Here is a 17094-nt window from a genome sequence, read left to right on the forward strand (position 1 = left end):
AGTCAATCGCTGGGGTTGCAGACCGACATCGCCTCGCGGACGCCCTCGCGCCGGCCCAGGAGCGTTATCGAATCGCCCCGCTGGAGCGTGAAGTCAGCGCTCGGCACCTCGGTCTCCCCGTCGCGCTCGACGAGCGCGATGAGACAGCCGTCGGGGAGCTCCGGCCCGACCTCGCGGACGGTCCGCCCGGCGAGTTTCTCGCTCGTGACCTGGACCTCCTGGACGTCGCCGTTGTCACCGATGTGCGTCATCCAGTTCGCGAGCGCCGGCCGCTCGATCTGGTTGTCGAGCGCCCACGCGGTCGCCATCGTCGACGAGATGGTGCGGACGCCGAGGTCCTCGAACGCTTCGACGTTCTCCGGGTTGTTCGCGCGAGCGAGCACCTTCTCGGTGTCGAACTTCGAGTCCGCGAGCTGGGCGACCAGCAGGTTCACGTCGTCGTCGCCGGTCGCCGCCACGACGATCTTCGCGTTCTCCGCGCCCGCCGCCCGCAGGACGTCGGTGTCGGTCCCGTCACCCCTGTGGACGGTGAACCCCTCTTCTCGCGCGACTTCGACGATCTGTTCGTCGTTCTCGATGAGGACGACGTTCTCTCCACGGTCTTCGAGGCGTTCGGCGAGCGAACGACCCACCTTACCACCTCCAACGACGAGTACACGCATTGGTATCACATCTAGGTATTCCGCGATCTGTCTGGCGAGACCGCCTTCGAAGACGACGGTCATGAGGATGACGAGGAAGACGGTGCCGACGAGGATGTCGGAGCTCGCCAGGAGCGCGTCGGCTTCCTGTGCGAGCGCCTGTGCTTCGGCGCCCGAAGCGGCTTCGGCGGCTTCCCGCGTCTCGCTGGCGAGACTCTCGAGTTCGAGCGCGAACAGCGTCGCGACGGACGCCGGGATGATGCCGCGCGGGCCGACGAGACTGACGAACATCCGCTCGCTGAAAGAGAGCCGGTCGCCGGTCGTCGACGCGAACACGAGCAGCGGCCGGAGGACGAGCGCGACGATGACGACGACCGCGAGCCCCTGCCAACCGAGTGCGAACAACTGGTCGAAGTCGAGGAGCGCTGCGAGCGCGATGAACACGAACGACAGCACGAGCAGCGTCACGTCGCCCTTGAACTCCTCTATCTGTGCCTCGTATGGGAGGTCGGCGTTCCCGAGGACGAGGCCGGCGGTCGCGACCGCGGCGACTCCCGCTTCGGTGAAGATCTGGTTCGCGACGGCGAACGCGACGATGGCGCCGGCGATGGTGAGCAGGCGCGCGTTCTGCGGCGCGTTGTCCGGCGACAGGTCGACGTACCGGATGAGGTAGTAGAGGACCGCTGCGACGACGAGACCAACGAGGATGCCGGTTCCGAGGCGTTCCGCGAACAGTCTGACGTAGTCGGTGGCGGTCGGGGCGTCGAGCCGGAGCGTCTCGAAGATGACGACCGCCATGATGGCGGCGCTGACGTCGTTCACGATGCCTTCGGTCTCCAGGGCCGCGGCGACGCGGTCGCGCACCGGGACGACCGCGAGGATGGGCGTGATGACGGTGGGGCCGGTCGCCACCAGGAGGGACCCGATGAGGAACGAGATCGTCCACGATGCGCCGAGCAGGAAGTGCACGGCGATGCCGGTGCCGACGAACGCGATGACGGCGCCGACGGTCACCAATCGCAGGGTCGCAGTCGGCGCTTCCCGGAGTTTATCGATCTTCAGGTGGAACGCGCCCTCGAAGACGATGATGGCGACCGCGAGGCCGACGATGGTCGAGAGTGGCCCGGCGCCGCCGAACGTGTCGAGCGTGATGAGTCCGAGGCCGGACGGCCCGACGACGATGCCGGCGGTGATGAGAAAGAGGACGCTGGGGACGCGAAAGCGCGCGCCGAGGACCTGCGAGCCGACGCCGAGTGCGACGATGAGGGCGACGAACGTCAGGAGGTTCACGCCGTCGCTGCCCGTGGCGAGCACCGGCGCGATCTCGAGGCCGAGCATGTATCGGGCACGAACAGCGCCGAACCCTTAAAGGGGTCGTTTGCGGACGCAACGATAGTCGGTTTTTCTGTACGTTCGTCCAATTCTTTCAGAAGTTGGCGTTCCTGGCTGACGTTCGGCCGGTTGCACCGGCAAAATTGACCGTGCGACGGGTTAGCGCTGCATCCGAGGCCTCCCGACGCATCGCCCCACCCCATCCGGACGGCACCAGGAGCAGGAACGCACACGTCTCGCCCGCGCCCGCTTCACCGGAGCCCCGGTCAGTCGTCCGCCGCAGCCTGGGTCTGCCGGTCGCGCTCGCCGTAGATCTCGCCGACGAGCGCCTCGTACCGGCTCTCGATGTTCCGGCGCTTCTTCTTCATCGTCGGCGTCAACAGGTCGTTGTCCTCCGTGAACTCCTCGGTGACGAGCCGGAACTCCTTGATCTGCTCGTGCTTCTCGAAGCGCTCGTTCACCTCGTCGACCTCCTCCTGGACGACCTCGACAACGCGCTCGTGAGCCACCATCGCCTCGGGGTCCTCGGGGACGTCGACGCCCTCGCGCTCGGCGGCGTCGCGGAGGAACTCGAAGTTCGGCACGACGAGCGCCCCGATGAACTTCTCACCGTCGCCCGTCACCATCACCTGCTCGACGACCTGACTCGACGCGAACGCGTCCTCGATGGGTGCCGGCGCCACGTTCTTCCCCGTCGACAACACGAGGATCTGCTTCGCACGCTCGCGGAACACGAGGTAGTCGTCCGGTCGCTGCTGGACGATGTCACCCGTCCGGAACCAGTCGTCGCCACCGTCCTCGGCGGCCGTGAACGCCTCCTCGGTCTCCCCGGGCTTGTTCCAGTACCCGTCGGTGACGTTGTCACCGCGCACGAGCAACTCCCCGATCTCGCCGAGCGCGTCCACGGACTCGTCCTCCGGAACGACGCTCGTATCGATCCTCGTCTCCACGCCCGGGAGCGGCGGTCCGATCGTCCCGATCTTCGGGTCCTCCGGCGGGTTCGAGGAGACGACCGGCGCCGCCTCCGTCAACCCGTACCCCTCGTAGATCGGGAGCCCCATCCCGTGATAGAGCGTACACAGCTCCTCGCTCAACGTCCCCCCACCCGAGATGAGGTAGTTGATGTTCCCGCCGAGCGCCTGCCGGACGTCACTGAACACGAGCTTGTCCGCGAGCCAGTACCGCAGCCTGAGGCCCGTTCCCGGACGGTCCGACCGGTAGTAGTCCCTGGAGACGTCCGTCGCCCAGTTGAATATGCGCTCCTTGAACCCGGACTCCTGGGCTTGCTCGCGGATGGCGTCGTAGATCTTCTCGTAGACGCGCGGAACGCTCGTCGCCGTCGTCGGTTCGACCGCCTGGAAGTCCTCCTTCAGCGTGTCGACGCTCTCGGCGTACGCCACGCACGCCCCGGCACCGAACTGGAGGAAGTGCCCGGTGAGTCGCTCGAAGACGTGCGCGAGCGGCAGGTACGAGACCGTCCGCGTCTCGTTGTCGACGACCGGGTACTCGGCGCCCTTGTCGTCGCGCGGTCCGTACCGCTTGTACGTCTGGTTGACGTTCGCGCGGAAGTTCCGGTGCGTGAGCTTCACGCCCTTCGGTTGCCCGGTCGTCCCGCTCGTGTACACGAGACTCGCGAGGTCGTCGACGTCGGTCTCGTCCAGCCACGACTGGTACTCGGCCTCGTCGAACCGTCGCCGCCCTTGTTCGTAGACGTCCGCGAGCTCGTAGACGCCGTCCTGGTCGTCGTACTCCGCGGGCAGTTCGTCGAGCGAGACGACGAACCGGACGTCGAGCGAGTCCGAGACCTCGAGCACGCGCTCCACGAGGGCCGCGTTCTCGACGACGACGCCGGCCGCGCTCGGGTCGTCGAGCAGGTAGCGGACCTGCGCGGACGACGACGACTTGTACACGGTCGTGACGACCGCGCCCGCCGACAGGAGCGCGAAGTCGCACTGCGCCCACTCCATGCGGGTGTCCGCGAACAGCCCGACGCGCTGCCCGCTCTCGACGCCGAGCGCGCGGAATCCCGCGGCGAGCGACTGGACGACGTCGTGCATCTCCTCGTAGGAGAGCGTCGCGTACTCGTCGTCGGGAGCCGCGTCGACCGCGTCCGTGTTCGCGAGCGACCGGTCGTACACCCCACCCTTGTACCGCTGTGCGGGCCGGTCCGGTTGCCGCGTCGCCGTCTCGTCGAACATCTCCGCGAGCGTATTCATCCCCACCAGCTCGTCCGTGAACGTTCGCTCTGCCTCCGCCCAACTCATGTTCGGTCGAAGAAAAAGCCGAAACCCGATAAATCATACCCCTTGTTACCGGCCACCAAGGCCGAAAGAAATCGCACGCGGGCGTCGACGGCCACAACACCCATCAGTTCCCTTCGTGAGCAAGGTCGCCGAATCGCACCGTGGACGAGCACGCACCGACCCAGCAAGCGGCCGTCGTCGCGGACCCCGTCGCGCGAACCAACTCACGCCGCAGAGCGACGACCCGTTCAGGCCTCGACGCGCGCCTCCTCGTCCGCGTACATCTCCTCGACGAGGTCCTCGTAGCGCTCCTGGATGTTCCGGCGCTTCTTCTTCAACGTCGGCGTCAACAGGTCGTTGTCCTCCGTGAACTCCTCGGCGACGAGCCGGAAGTCCTTGATCGTCTCGTGGGCCTCGAAGCGCTCGTTCACCTCGTCGACAGCGTCCTGCACGAGCCCGCGGACCGTCTCGTCCGACACCATCTCCGCCGGGTCCGCGGGAACGTCCACGCCCGCCCGCGACGCGACCTCGCGGACGCCCGCCGGCGAAATCACGAGCAGCGCCGACACGAACTTCCGCTGGTCCCCGACGACCATGCACTGCTCGACGACCTCCGACGCCACGAACGCGTCCTCGATGGGTGCCGGCGCCACGTTCTTCCCCGTCGACAACACCACGAGTTGCTTCGCGCGCTCGCGGAACACGAGGTAGTCGTCCGGTCGCTCCGTCACGATGTCCCCGGTACGGAACCAGTCGTCGCCGTCGTCCTCGGCGGGCGTGAACGCCTCCTCGGTCTCCGCGGGCTTGTTCCAGTACCCGTCCGTGACGTTCGCTCCGCGGATGAGGAGCTCTCCCGTCTGCCCGAGCGCGTCGTCGAACTCGCCCTCCGGCACCACCGACTTGTCGATCTGGTACTCCTGGTCGACGATCGCCGGCCCGATCGTCCCGATCTTGACGTCCTCCGCGGGGTTCGCCGCAACCGCCGGCGCCGCCTCCGTCAACCCGTACGCCTCCAGGATGTTCAACCCCATCCCGTGATAGAGCTGGTTGAGGTCGTCGCTCAACGTCCCACCACCCGACAACAGCGCCTCGATGTTCCCGCCGAGCCCCTGCTTTATCTGCTGGAACACGAGCTTGTCCGCGAGCCAGTACTTGAACTGGAGGCCGACGCCCGGCCGCTCGGTGCGGTACACCTCGCGGGAGACGTCCGTCGCCCACTCGAAGATGCGTTCCTTCAACGCCGACTCGCGCGCCTGCTCGCGGATGCCGTCGTAGAGCTTCTCGTAGACGCGCGGCACGCTGTTGGCGACCGTCGGCTCGAGCTTCGGGAAGTCCTCCTTGAGGGTGTCCGGACTCTCCGCGAACCCGACGCACGCACCGAGGTTGTACATGAAGAAGTGGCCGGCGTGCCGTTCGAGGACGTGCGCGAGCGGGAGGAAGGAGATGGAGACCGAGTCCGGCCGGACCTGTGGGACCGAATCCGGTTTGTCCGGTCGCGGCCCGTATCGCGTCACCATCTGGTTGACGTTCGCGCGGAAGTTCCGGTGCGTGAGCTTCACGCCCTTCGGCGGGCCCGTCGTCCCGCTCGTGTACACGAGACTCGCGAGGTCGTCGATGTCGCGGTCGTCCAGCCACGACTGGTACTCGGCCTCGTCGAACCGCTCGCGGCCCTCCTCGTAGACGTCCGCGAGCTCGTAGACGCCGTCCCGGTCGTCGTACTCCGCGGGTAACTCGTCGAGCGAGACGACGAACCGGACGTCGAGCGAGTCCGAGACCTCCAGTACGCGCTCGAGGAGTTCCTGGTTCTCCACGACAACGCCGGACGCCCCCGAGTCCGAGAGCAGGTAGCGGACCTGCTCGGGCGACGACGACTTGTACACGGTCGTCACCACGCCGCCGGCAGCGAGGAGCGCGAGGTCGCACTGCGCCCACTCCATGCGGGTGTCCGCGAACATCCCGACGCGCTGTCCCGGTTCCAGTCCGAGTGAACGGAACCCCGCGGCGAGCGACCGAACGACGTCACGCATCTCCTCGTAGGAGAGCGTCGCGTACTCGCCGTCTGGGGCAGCATCGACCACGTCCGCGTTCGCGAGCGACCGCTCGTACACCCCACCCTTGTACTTCTGGGCCGGGTCCGACAGGTTCCGGCCAGCGGACCGTTCGAACATCTCCGCGAGCGTCTCCATCCGAACGTGCTCCCCGTCGTGAACTCGCTCTGCTTCATGCCAATCCATGGCATGGTCGACGGGAGGCGCATCAAAAAGGATTGTAGCCGTGGAGTGACACGACGTCACACGCGACCGGGCGAGGACGACCCCCACCGACGGCCGCCTCGCACGGTTCACACCCGCCCACGAGAGGTATCAGCCCGACGACGCCAGACCCTCGTGCACCGGCGCAGCGCGACGACGTCAGTCCTCGGCGTACATCGACGCGACCGCGTCCGCGTAGCGCTCCAGGATGTTCCGGCGCTTCTTCTTCATCGTCGGCGTCAACATGTCGTTCTCCTCCGTGAACTCCTCGTCGATCACGCGGAACCGCTTGATCTGCTCGTAGGACTCGAAGTCCGGGTTCACGCGGTCGACCTCCTCGGAGATCCAGTCCCGGACGTACTCGTGCTCGGCCGCCGCCGCGTCCGCCTCGGGCAACGTCACGTCGTCGTCGGCCGCCTGCTCGCGGAGGTACTCGAAGTTCGGCACCATCAACGCGCCGACGAACTTCTCACCGTCTCCGACGACCATGCACTGCTCGACGACCTGACTCGACGCGAACGCGTCCTCGATGGGCGCCGGCGCCACGTTCTTCCCCGTCGACAACACGAGGATCTGCTTCGAGCGCTCGCGGAACTCCACGAACCCGTCCTCGCGCCGATGCACGACGTCGCCGGTACGGAACCAGTCGTCACCGCCGTCCTCCGCGGGCGTGAACGCCGCATCCGTCTCCTCGGGCTTGTTCCAGTAGCCCTCCGTGACGTTCGGCCCTCGCGCCAGCAGTTCGCCGACCTCGCCGGGGTCGTCAGCGAACGGCGCCTGCTCGACCGCGTCCTCGTCCACCTGCAAGTCCACGCCCGGGAGCGGATACCCGATCGTTCCGATCTCGGGTTGCTCGGGCGGATTCACCGTCAGCACCGGCGCCGTCTCCGTCAACCCGTACCCCTCCAGGATCGGGAGGCCCATCCCGTGATAGAGCGCACACAGCTCCGCGGAGAGACTCCCCCCACCCGAGATGAGCATCTCGATGTTCCCGCCGAGCGCATCCCGGACCTGCTGGAACACGAGTCGGTCCGCGACGCTCGCCTTCGCACGTAACGCGAACCCGGGGTCGTCGGTCGTATGATACTCGACGCCCACGTCCGTCGCCCAGTTGAAGATGCGTTCCTTCACGCTCGACTCCGTCGCCTGCTCGCGGATGGCGTCGTAGATCTTCTCGTAGACGCGCGGGACGCTCGTCGCCGCCGTCGGCGACACGAGCGAGAAGTCCTCCTGGAGCGTGTCCGGGTTCTCCGCGTACGCCACGCACGCACCGGACCCGAACATCAGGAAGTGCCCCGCCAGTCGCTCGAAGACGTGCGCGAGCGGCAGGTACGAGACGGCGCGCGTGTTCGCGTCGATGCTCGGCTGGCCCTCGCGGTCCGGGCGCGGCCCGAACCGCTTCCGGATCATGTTCACGTTCGACCGGAAGTTCCCGTGCGTGAGCTGGACGCCCTTCGGTTGTCCGGTCGTCCCGCTCGTGTAGATGAGACTCGCGAGGTCGTCGACGTCGCGTTCGTCGACCCACTCCAGGTACGCGTCCTCGTCGAAGTGCTTCGCCCCGAGGTCGTGGACCTCGTCGATCGTGTAGATGTCGTCCCGACGCTGATGCCGGCGCTCCTCGAGCGTGCTCATCGACACGATGAACTCGAGGTCGAGGTCGTCCTCGACCGCGAGCACGCGCTGGAGCATGTCCTCGTTCTCGACGACGACCGACGTCGCGTCCGGGTCCGAAAGCAGGTACTGTACCTGGCTCTTCGACGACCCAGCGTACACGGTCGTGACGACAGCGCCCGCCGACAGGAGCGCGAAGTCGCACTGCGCCCACTCCATGCGAGTGTGCGAGAACAACCCGACGCGGTCGCTCGGCTCGACGCCGAGTTCGCGGAACCCGGTCGCGAAATGCGCGACGATCGTCCGCATGTCCTCGTAGCTGATCGCACGGAATTCGCCGTCCGGCGCCCCCGGCAGTACCGACTGCGTCATCGCACGGTCGTAGACGCCGCCCTTGTACATCTGGGCGGGCCGGTTCGCGTTCCGTTGGGCACTATCTTCGAACAATCGTGCGAGGTTCGTCTCTCCGATGACCTCGTCCTCGTACTCCATCTCCGCGTCCCGCCAGTCCATACCACACGATTATCCACCCAGGTACGATAAAACCCCTGAACCGAACGACCGTTTACGCACCGGGGCTTCAAGTCGGAAGCCGCGGCCAACGCGAGCGTGCCCTGACCAGTCGCCGCGCGTCGACCCACCCCCTGCCGCGAGGTGAACGAACGTGACCCTCGACGCCCACCCCGGGCCAGCGCGACGACTCGACGCGCGAACAACGCCACGCAGCGTCGCCCGCAGGCCCCCAGAGCCATCCGCAGCGGCAACTACTCCTCGTCCGCTCGCGACCCGTCGTCCAGCCGCTACTCCTCGTCCGCCCGTGACTCGTCGTCGTCCAACCGCTCCTGCCACGCCTGCACGCGAGACAACAGCTCGACCGGTGCCGTCGCCGCCACGTCCACGTCGGCGAGCTCCGCGAGCACCTCGCGCTCGCGCTCGGACAGTTCCTCGTCGCCACGGTCGGTAGCGGCCCGTTCGACGGCTTCGTCGACGCCGTCGCGTCCATGGTCCGCGTCGGCACCACTCCCGTCCGCGTCGGCGCCACTCCCGTCCGCGTCGGCGCCACTCCCGTCCGCGCCTGTCGCCCCGCCGTCCGCGGACGCCGACCCTGCACCGTCACCGTCGTCGCTCGCACGGAGACTCCCACTCTCGAGGTCGAACACGACCTGCTGGGTACCCCTACCCGACCCGCTGTCGCTCCCACGCGCCTCGATGGCCTCGTCCTCGCGCAGCCGATCGAGGACCTCCCGGGACCGGTCGACCACCGGACTCGGAACGCCAGCCAGGTCCGCGACGTGCACACCGTACGAGCGGTCCGTCGGCCCCTCGCGAACGGTACGGAGGAACGTCACGTCGCCGTCGCGTTCGTCCGCCGCGACGTGCACGTTCACGACGCGCTCGAGGTGGTCGGCGAGCGTCGTCAGCTCGTGGTAGTGCGTCGCGAACAGCGTCTTCGCGCGCACCTCGTTGTGGAGGTACTCCGTCGCCGCCCACGCGATACTGATGCCGTCGTACGTCGCCGTGCCGCGGCCGACCTCGTCGAGGATGACGAGCGAGTCCTCGGTCGCGGTGTGGAGGATGTTCGCGAGCTCGGTCATCTCGACCATGAACGTCGACCGGCCCTGTGCAAGTTCGTCGAGCGCGCCGACGCGCGTGAAGACGCCGTCGACGACGCCGACCGTCGCCGCGTCCGCCGGGACGAAACTCCCGACCTGCGCGAGCAGCACGACGAGCGCGGTCTGGCGCATGTACGTCGACTTCCCGCTCATGTTCGGGCCGGTGACGACCGCGAACCGTCGATCACTGTCGAGGTGGACGTCGTTCGGGACGAACTCCGTGGTCTGCTCGACGACGGGGTGTCGGCCGGCGTCGACGTCGAGGACGTCCGCGGTCGTCAGCTCGGGGCGCGTCCAGTCGTTCGCGACGGCGTGCTCGGCGAAGCTCGCGAACGCGTCGACGCGCGCGAACGCTCGCCCGACGTCCTGCAGAAGTGCCGCGTGGTCCGCGACGTCCTCGCGAAGGGTCTCGAAGCGTTCGCGTTCCAGGTCACTCCGGCGGTCCTCGAGCTGCAGGAGGTCGCGCTCGCGTTCCTCGAGTTCGTCGGTGACGAACCGCCGCGAGTTCTTCAGGGTCTTCACCTCGCGGAATCGCTCCGGCATCCCGTCGGCTTCGCTCTTCCCGACCTGCACGTACCAGCCGTCGGTCTTGTTCCGGTCGACGGTGACGTGCGTGAGCCCCGTCTCGCGTTTGACCGTGGCTTCGAGCGTGTCGAAGTACTCCTGGGCGGCCTCGTGGCGGTCGCGAGCGTCGTCGACGGCGTCGTCGTAGCCGCGCGCGAAGATGCCGCCCTGGGTCGTGGTCTGTGGTGGGTCGTCGACGAGTGCGGCGTCGAGTTCGGCGTGGAGTTCGGCGGCGGGTTCGCGCGTGTCGCCGTCGAGGACGGTCGCGAGCGGGCTGTCGGCGAGCGTCGGGTCCTCCGCGATGCGGTCGTGGACGACGGGCACGAGCGCGAGCGTGTCCCGGACGCGAGCGAGGTCCCGTGGGTCGGCGCTCCCGCTCGTGGCCTTCGACGCGAGTCGTTCCAGGTCGTACGCGTCCCCGAGGTGTTCGCGGAGCCCGTCGCGTGCGAGCGCGGCGGTGGCGAGTGCGTCCACGGCGGCCTGGCGGTCGCGGAGGGCGTCGACGTCGCGACGCGGCCGCTGGAGCCACGCGGCGAGCAGGCGGCGGCCGGCGCTCGTGACGGTGTGGTCGACGGTCGCGAGCAGCGACCCTTCGCTTCCGCCCTGCATCGTCTCGGTGAGTTCCAGGTTGCGCTGGGTGGTGGCGTCGAGCGTGACGCGGTCGTCGTCGGCGAGCGTCCGCACTCGCGTCATGGAGGCGAGGACGCCGGCGTCGGTCGCGTCGACGTACGCGAGGACGGCGCCGGCGGCGCGGACGGCGGCGTCGGTCGCGCCGACGCTCTCGAACGTCTCCCGGCCGAAGTGCTCGCGCGCGACGTGGGTCGCTCTGCCGGGTGCGAACGCGTCGTCGTCGTGGAGCGTCAGTCTGGCGTCGGTGTGCTCGCGGAGGCGGTCGAGCGCGTCGTCGTCTCTGACGGCGGGTCCGGGGATGACCTCGGCAGGGTCGAACCGGTAGCATTCCGAGAGCGCGGCGTCGACGTCGTCAGTGCTGGTGACGACGAACTGGCCGGTGGTGACGTCCGCGAACGCGAGGCCGTACGCGTCGCCGTCGTCGACGATGGCGGCGAGGTAGCGCGCGTCCGCGTCCGTGGTCTCGAGGAGCGTCCCTGGTGTGACGACGCGCGTGATGGCGCGTTCGGGACCGTCGGGGCCGTCGTGCTGGTCGGCGACCGCGACCCGGTAGCCGCGTTCGACGAGGCCCTTGAGGTACGGCGTGAGGTCGGCGACGGGGACGCCAGCCATCGGGTACGACCCGCCCTGGCTGGACTTCTCGCTGGTCTTCAGGTCGAGTTCGTCCGCGACGAGTTCCGCGTCGTCGCCGAAGAACTCGTAGAAGTCACCGACCTGCATCGCGAGCACGTCCGCGTCGGCCTCCTCCTTGAGTGCGAGGAACTCGCCGACGATTCCCGTCGCCGCTGGCATACGCGTCCCTGAGTTCCGCCGGGCGTAAAACCGCTCCGTTCCGTGGAACGTGGTCGTCGATTCGAGTCGGTTCTGGGTCCGGGTCGAGGGGGGTCACAAGAGTTAACTCGGGTGCGAGCACCGGTTCGGGGTATGGCTCGCGGTGGGAACGACCACGACCGGAATCGGCTGATTCGCGCCCTCGCGTACTTCGTGGTGGCGTTCCTGGCGACGCCGGCGCTCGGCGTGGTGTTCCGCGTGGAGGTCGGCATCTCGTTCCTGATGGGTGGGGCACTCGGAATCTGTCTGGTGGTGACCACGTTCGTGCTCGCGTCGATCGGACTCTGAACCCCACCCACCCCGCGTTTACTTATAAATAGCTGCCGTGTAGTTCATGGTTAGTGGCCCTGTACGTCGCTCGTACATGACTGAGGACGCGTGCGTGCTCGTCGTCGACGACGAAGTCCGGCTGGCCGACATGTTCTCGCGGGTGGTGGGACGCCGGCACGAGACACGGACGGCGTACGGTGGCGAGGAGGCGCTGGAACTCGTCGACGACGACGTCGACGTCGTGCTCCTGGACCGACGGATGCCCGACAAGACGGGGGACGAGGTGCTCCGCGAGGTGAAGGCGGCGCGCGTGAACTGTCGCGTCGTGATGGTGACGGCGGTCGACCCGGAGATGGACGTCCTGAAGCTCCCGTTCGACGATTACCTCTGCAAGCCCGTCGAGACGGACGTCCTGCTCGACGTGGTCGACCAGCAACTGGAGGCGCAGGCGTACGACGACCGGCTCACGGAGTACATGAGCGTCGTCGCGAAACTCGGCGTGCTGGAGGCGACAGCGGCCGAACGCGACCTCGTGGATCGTGACGCGTACGGCGAGTTGAAGACGCGGGAGGCGGCGCTCCGCGAGGACCTCGAGGCGGCCCTGGAGGAGTTCGACGACGTCGCACGGGCGTTCCGAGCGATCCCGCGCGCGTGAGTCGTCGCTGCTATCGGCGGGTCAGCGTCGCGCTGCGAGCGCGGTGAGTCGGTCGACGAGCGCGTCGGGCGTCTCGGTTGCGAGTTTCGTCATCGGTTCCTTGCCGTGAGCGCCGCGGTCGACGACGGCGACGGGCCGGTCGTCGTCCCTGGAGTACGCCTGGTGGGCGCCCCAGTCCATCGTGCCGGGGGCGTCGGCGGGTTCGTCGCGGCGGTCGTACGCGCTGACGGGCCAGTCGAGGTCCTCGAGCGCGTCGGCGACGCGGTCGTCGTAGCGGACGTTGACGGCGTACCGGAGTTCGGGGTGGTGTTCGCGGGCGGCGAGGAGGAACCGCGCGACGTGACTGGAGGCGCCGGGGCGGACGCCGCCGGTCGCGCGGACGCCGCTGTGGGTGGTCGCGAGTCGGCCGTCGACGGCGACGGTGTCGGCGACGCGGTCGGCGTGCGGTGGGGCGCCGACGACGTTCGTGCCGACCTCGGGGAGGAGTTCCGGGACGGGAGCGGTCGCGTTCTCGAGTGCGGCGACGACGCGGGAGACGTCGCGAGCGACCCGGGTGACGTCCCTGCTGGTGCGTGCGTCGACGAGATGCTGGACGCTACCTGGGCCCTCGCCGACGTCGTGATGGTACCGGACGGCGCGCTCCATGAGGTCGGTCGCGTCTTCGACCGCGTCGACGAGCGCGCTCGTCTGGACGCCGTCGTCGGTGTCGTTCCGGGTGCCTTCGCCGGTGACGGGGCTGTCGCGTGCGAGGTTGGCGGTGATGGCGGCGGAGAGCGTGCACCCGGAACCGTGGGTGGCGGCGTCCGCGACTCGTGGATGCTCGAACGTGTAGACGTCGTCGTCGGCGACGAGGACGTCGGTGACGGTGTCGGCTCGGTCCGCCGTGTCGTCGCTCTCGTCGAGGTGGCCGCCGGTGACGAGGACGGCGTCGACGCCGGTGTCGCGGATGGCGACGGCGGCGTCGCGGGCGTCGGCGACGCTGTCGACGTCGCGGTCCGCGAGCACCGCGGCCTCGTCGACGTTCGGCGTGGCGAGCGTGGCGTCCGCGAGCAGGTCGTCGTACGCGCGTTCGGCGGCGCGGTCGAGGAGGCGGTCGCCGCTGGTCGCGACCATCACGGGGTCGACGACGACGGGCGCGGACACGTCGGCGAGCCGGTCGTGGACGGTCTCGACGACGTCGGCGGTCGCGAGCATCCCGGTCTTCGCCGCGGCGACCGCGAAGTCGTCGGTGACGGCGTCGACCTGGCCGGCGACCTCGTCGGGCGGGAGGACGTGCGTCGAGTCCACGCCGCGCGTGTGCTGGGCGGTCGCGGCCGTGATGGCGCTCGTGCCGTGGACGTCGTGCGCGGCGAACGTCTGGAGGTCCGCCTGGACGCCAGCGCCGCCACCGGAGTCGCTACCGGCGACGGTCAACGCGACCGGACGTGTGACTGGTGCAGGCTCACGCATACGATAACCACCAAGTAGTACCACCTTGTCGTTGTCGGTCTCGCTGGACGACCCGTCGTCGCTGGTGCCGGAGCGTCAGGCGTCGCCGTACTCGGCCGCCAGCGCCTCGAACGCCGCCCAGGACGGGTCCACGTCCGGATGTTCGAGGCGGTCGCCGTCCACGTAGACGCCAGCGCCGTCGCTGACGCGTCCGATCGCCGCGGCGGTCGCGCCCTCGTCGCGGAGCGCCGCGAGCGCGTCGTCCACAACGCCTGGGGGGACGGTCGCGACGAGCGTTCCCGCGGACGTACACGCCCACGGGTCGACGTCGAGTTCGCGGCACGTCGCCTCGACGCCGGGCATGAGCGGGACGCGGTCGCGGTCGACGTCGATGCGGACGCCAGCGCCCGCCGCCACCTCGTTCAGCGCGCCGGCGAGGCCGCCCTCGGTGGCGTCGTGCATCGCGTGCACGTCCGTCGCCGCCGCAAGCCGAAGGGCTTCGCGGACGCACGACGCGTCGTCGAGCCGCGACTGCGCTGCCGCGAGCGTCGTCTCGTCGAGTTCGAACCCCTCCGGGTACAGCGTCGTGAGGAGACCCGTCGCCTCCGCCGCCGGGCCGTTCGTCACGAGCACGCGGTCGCCGGGGCGAGCGCCGTCAGGGCGGACGACGTCGTCGTGCTCGCCGACCGCCATCGCGGTCGCCGCTCCGACCCACGGGAACGAACAACCGCCGTAGCGCGCGGTATGTCCCGTGAGGACGCTCACGCCGAGGTCTCGGCACTCCGCGTCGACCGTCTCCCAGACCGCCGCGAACGCCTCGTCGGTCATCTCCGGCGGCAGTGAGAACGATATCGCGAGGTGACTCGGCGGAATGCCGGAAACAGCCACGTCAGCGAGGACGATGGAGAGCGCGAACGCCGCGGCGCGCTCCCAGCCGAGCGCGGGCAGTATCGACACGGGGTCCGTCGCGGCGACCAGCGCCGTCCCGTCGACGTCGAGCACACCGAAGTCCACGCCGTGTTTCGGGCCGAGCGCGACGTCGTCGCGCGACGCACCGAGGTGGTCGAGGACGTGCGCATCGAGGAAATCGCGGTCGACCTTCCCGAGGTCCATGCTCGTACTCGCGTCGGCGCCCCGATAGCCGTGGCGATTCCCACCCCACCCCGCTTCCGTCTCATCCAGTCCCGCTCCCGTCCCATCCCGCCCCGCTCCCGTCCCATCCCGTCCCGCTCCCGCCCCATCCCGTCCCGCCAAGGCACTCGTAGCCGATTTCGCCCGTTCGAGGTCGGTTCTCGCCCCCTGAGGGGCAATACGTATCACGTCACGCACCCTCCCTCTAGCCATGAGCGTCATCGCAGAGTTCACGGCCGGCGGCGACGACTTCGTCGTCGGTCGGGCGCTCGCCGTCTCGCACGGGTCGACCGTCGACCTGGAGCGCATCGTCCCGCTCGACGACGGGTTGTTCCCGTACTGTCGCGTTCGCGGCGAAGCCGACCCGGGGGTGTTCGCCGAGACGCTCGCCGCGAACCCCGCGGTCGAGGGCGTCGTGCACGTCCCCGACGAGGACGAGGGCGACCTCTACCGCATCACCTGGACCGAGGACGCCGTCGACGACATCCTCGAACTCCTCGTCGAGCACGAGGGACAGGTGCTCGCCGCGAGCGCGCGAAACGGCCGCTGGCGGTTCCGGCTCCGGTTCCCGTCCACCGCGCTGCTCGCTGACTTCCAGCGAACGACCACGGACGCCGGCATCCCGCTCGAGGTCGGTCGCGTCTACACCGCAGCGGAATCGACGGACCCCGACTTCGGGTTGACGACCGCGCAGGTGGACGCACTCGTCACCGCCGTCGAGACCGGGTACTTCCGCGTCCCACGTGGCATCACGACCGCGGACCTCGGGGCGTTACTGGGCATCAGCGACCAGGCGGTGTCCGAACGCATCCGTCGTGGCGTCGAGACGCTCACGCGGAACGCGCTGAACATCCCGGAACGATAGCGAGGGGGCGGTCGCCGAGCACGCGCCGCCCTCGACGATCCGATCTCGGCTCAGTTCGCGGCCGCGAGTTCGTCGAACAGCGCCGCGACCCGCGCGGCGATCTCGTCGCGGATCGCGACCGCTTCCTCGCGCGTCGCGTCGTCCGGGTCGTCCAGTCCCCAGTCGCGGTTCTCGCCCGCCCACGACGCCGGACAGACGTCCTCGGCCGCACACCCCATCGTGACGACGTAGTCGCACGCCTGGATCTCGTCGAACGTCACCTCCCTGGGCGTGCGGTCGGCGAGGTCGATGCCGACGTCCGCCATGACGTCCACGACGACGTCGTGCACGTGCTCTGCGGGGTCGGTCCCACCGGTGACGATATCGACGTCGCCGTCGAGTTCGCGCTCCGCGAGTTCGCGCTCCGCGAACGCGGTCGCCATCTGGCTCCGGCCAGCGTTCTGCACGCACACGAACCCCACCGTCGTTCGACCCGCCGACGCGTCGCTTTCGACCGATCCGTCGCTCATCGCGCGCCCTCCGCAGTCGCGTCCAGCGCCGACAACAGCGCCGTCGCACGCTCGGTCGTCCCGTAGTACCGCCACCGGCCCTCCTTCCGGCGGTCGAGCAGGCCCGCCGTCGTCAGGTCACCGAGGGCGTGACTCACCGCGCTCTCGCTCACCGAGAGGAACGGCGCGAACTCGCAGACGCACAGCTCCTCGCCCGCCGCCTCGAGGATGCGGACGATGCGGTACCGCGTATCGTCCGCGAGCGTCCGGAGCACGTCGAGGTCCCGTGCCCGCGACCGCTCGTCCGCCGTCGCCGCGAACCCCGACAGTTCGCGACGACGTTCCTCGACGTCCGCCGGACAACACTCGTCGTCGGTCGCCGCCACGAACCGCTCCAATCTGTTCGACGCCATACCCGAACACTTGCACAGACGTTCAATCAAGATATCGGTTCCCCACGACCAACACAACCACCTTTCAGACCACCACCACCAGACACCCAAACCACCACGAAACCCCCGAGCCACTGCCACGCAGACT

General features: G+C 68.9%; 12 protein-coding genes. 3 read left to right on the plus strand and 9 right to left on the minus strand.

The annotated features are described in order from the left end of the window. Positions 1-2: 2 nt before the first annotated feature. From LI336_RS08205 to mutS, 5 genes are all read right to left on the minus strand, one after another. Positions 3-1979, minus strand: a complete 1977-nt coding sequence (locus LI336_RS08205; protein WP_227132609.1) for a cation:proton antiporter domain-containing protein — start codon at positions 1977-1979, stop codon at positions 3-5. A gap of 260 nt (positions 1980-2239) precedes the next feature. Next, positions 2240-4237 carry an AMP-dependent synthetase/ligase gene (locus LI336_RS08210; RefSeq protein WP_227132611.1) on the minus strand — a complete coding sequence of 666 codons (1998 nt, stop codon included), beginning with the start codon at positions 4235-4237 and terminating at the stop codon, positions 2240-2242. Positions 4238-4464: 227 nt separating this feature from the next. After that, on the minus strand, positions 4465-6450 hold the full coding sequence (locus tag LI336_RS08215; RefSeq protein WP_227132612.1) for an AMP-dependent synthetase/ligase: 1986 nt from the start codon (positions 6448-6450) through the stop codon (positions 4465-4467). A 177-nt stretch (positions 6451-6627) separates the two neighbouring features. Then, positions 6628-8592: an AMP-dependent synthetase/ligase gene (locus LI336_RS08220; protein WP_227132613.1), complete on the minus strand. Its 1965-nt coding sequence runs from the start codon at positions 8590-8592 to the stop codon at positions 6628-6630. A 287-nt stretch (positions 8593-8879) separates the two neighbouring features. Next, entirely contained in the window at positions 8880-11678 is a 2799-nt protein-coding gene (gene mutS / locus LI336_RS08225) for a DNA mismatch repair protein MutS (protein WP_227132614.1), read from the minus strand. A 132-nt stretch (positions 11679-11810) separates the two neighbouring features. Here mutS and LI336_RS08230 point away from each other — a divergent pair, with 132 nt between their 5' ends. Then, positions 11811-12005 carry a hypothetical protein gene (locus LI336_RS08230; protein ID WP_227132616.1) on the plus strand — a complete coding sequence of 65 codons (195 nt, stop codon included), beginning with the start codon at positions 11811-11813 and terminating at the stop codon, positions 12003-12005. 76 nt (positions 12006-12081) lie between these two features. Then, positions 12082-12642: a response regulator gene (locus LI336_RS08235; protein ID WP_227132618.1), complete on the plus strand. Its 561-nt coding sequence runs from the start codon at positions 12082-12084 to the stop codon at positions 12640-12642. A gap of 21 nt (positions 12643-12663) precedes the next feature. Here LI336_RS08235 and thiD read toward each other — a convergent pair whose 3' ends face one another. Continuing rightward, positions 12664-14091 carry a bifunctional hydroxymethylpyrimidine kinase/phosphomethylpyrimidine kinase gene (gene thiD / locus LI336_RS08240; RefSeq protein WP_227132620.1) on the minus strand — a complete coding sequence of 476 codons (1428 nt, stop codon included), beginning with the start codon at positions 14089-14091 and terminating at the stop codon, positions 12664-12666. 75 nt (positions 14092-14166) lie between these two features. Continuing rightward, entirely contained in the window at positions 14167-15183 is a 1017-nt protein-coding gene (locus LI336_RS08245; RefSeq protein WP_227132621.1) for an AIR synthase family protein, read from the minus strand. A 229-nt stretch (positions 15184-15412) separates the two neighbouring features. On the opposite strand from LI336_RS08245, the gene LI336_RS08250 reads away from it, so the two are divergent. After that, entirely contained in the window at positions 15413-16066 is a 654-nt protein-coding gene (locus tag LI336_RS08250) for a bacterio-opsin activator domain-containing protein (RefSeq protein ID WP_227132623.1), read from the plus strand. 50 nt (positions 16067-16116) lie between these two features. Here LI336_RS08250 and LI336_RS08255 read toward each other — a convergent pair whose 3' ends face one another. After that, positions 16117-16575 (minus strand): arsenate-mycothiol transferase ArsC, encoded by a 459-nt coding sequence (locus tag LI336_RS08255; RefSeq protein WP_227132625.1) that lies wholly within the window; start codon positions 16573-16575, stop codon positions 16117-16119. Continuing rightward, positions 16572-16967 (minus strand): ArsR/SmtB family transcription factor, encoded by a 396-nt coding sequence (locus tag LI336_RS08260; protein ID WP_227132627.1) that lies wholly within the window; start codon positions 16965-16967, stop codon positions 16572-16574. Before LI336_RS08260 ends, LI336_RS08255 begins: the two co-directional genes overlap by 4 nt. Positions 16968-17094 lie beyond the last annotated feature (127 nt).

Origin of the sequence: Halorubellus salinus (assembly GCF_020567525.1) — an archaeon.
Taxonomy (GTDB): Archaea; Halobacteriota; Halobacteria; order Halobacteriales; family Natrialbaceae; genus Halorubellus; species Halorubellus salinus.

Excerpts from the sequence above, each read along its gene's own strand:
- LI336_RS08255 (WP_227132625.1), bottom strand. The coding sequence starts at position 16,575 with ATGAGCGACGGATCGGTCGAAAGCGACGCGTCGGCGGGTCGAACGACG.
- LI336_RS08250 (WP_227132623.1), top strand. The coding sequence starts at position 15,413 with ATGAGCGTCATCGCAGAGTTCACGGCCGGCGGCGACGACTTCGTCGTC.
- LI336_RS08245 (WP_227132621.1), bottom strand. The coding sequence starts at position 15,183 with ATGGACCTCGGGAAGGTCGACCGCGATTTCCTCGATGCGCACGTCCTC.
- LI336_RS08215 (WP_227132612.1), bottom strand. The coding sequence starts at position 6,450 with ATGGATTGGCATGAAGCAGAGCGAGTTCACGACGGGGAGCACGTTCGG.
- LI336_RS08210 (WP_227132611.1), bottom strand. The coding sequence starts at position 4,237 with ATGAGTTGGGCGGAGGCAGAGCGAACGTTCACGGACGAGCTGGTGGGG.
- LI336_RS08260 (WP_227132627.1), bottom strand. The coding sequence starts at position 16,967 with ATGGCGTCGAACAGATTGGAGCGGTTCGTGGCGGCGACCGACGACGAG.
- thiD (WP_227132620.1), bottom strand. The coding sequence starts at position 14,091 with ATGCGTGAGCCTGCACCAGTCACACGTCCGGTCGCGTTGACCGTCGCC.
- LI336_RS08235 (WP_227132618.1), top strand. The coding sequence starts at position 12,082 with ATGACTGAGGACGCGTGCGTGCTCGTCGTCGACGACGAAGTCCGGCTG.
- LI336_RS08220 (WP_227132613.1), bottom strand. The coding sequence starts at position 8,592 with ATGGACTGGCGGGACGCGGAGATGGAGTACGAGGACGAGGTCATCGGA.
- LI336_RS08205 (WP_227132609.1), bottom strand. The coding sequence starts at position 1,979 with ATGCTCGGCCTCGAGATCGCGCCGGTGCTCGCCACGGGCAGCGACGGC.
- mutS (WP_227132614.1), bottom strand. The coding sequence starts at position 11,678 with ATGCCAGCGGCGACGGGAATCGTCGGCGAGTTCCTCGCACTCAAGGAG.
- LI336_RS08230 (WP_227132616.1), top strand. The coding sequence starts at position 11,811 with ATGGCTCGCGGTGGGAACGACCACGACCGGAATCGGCTGATTCGCGCC.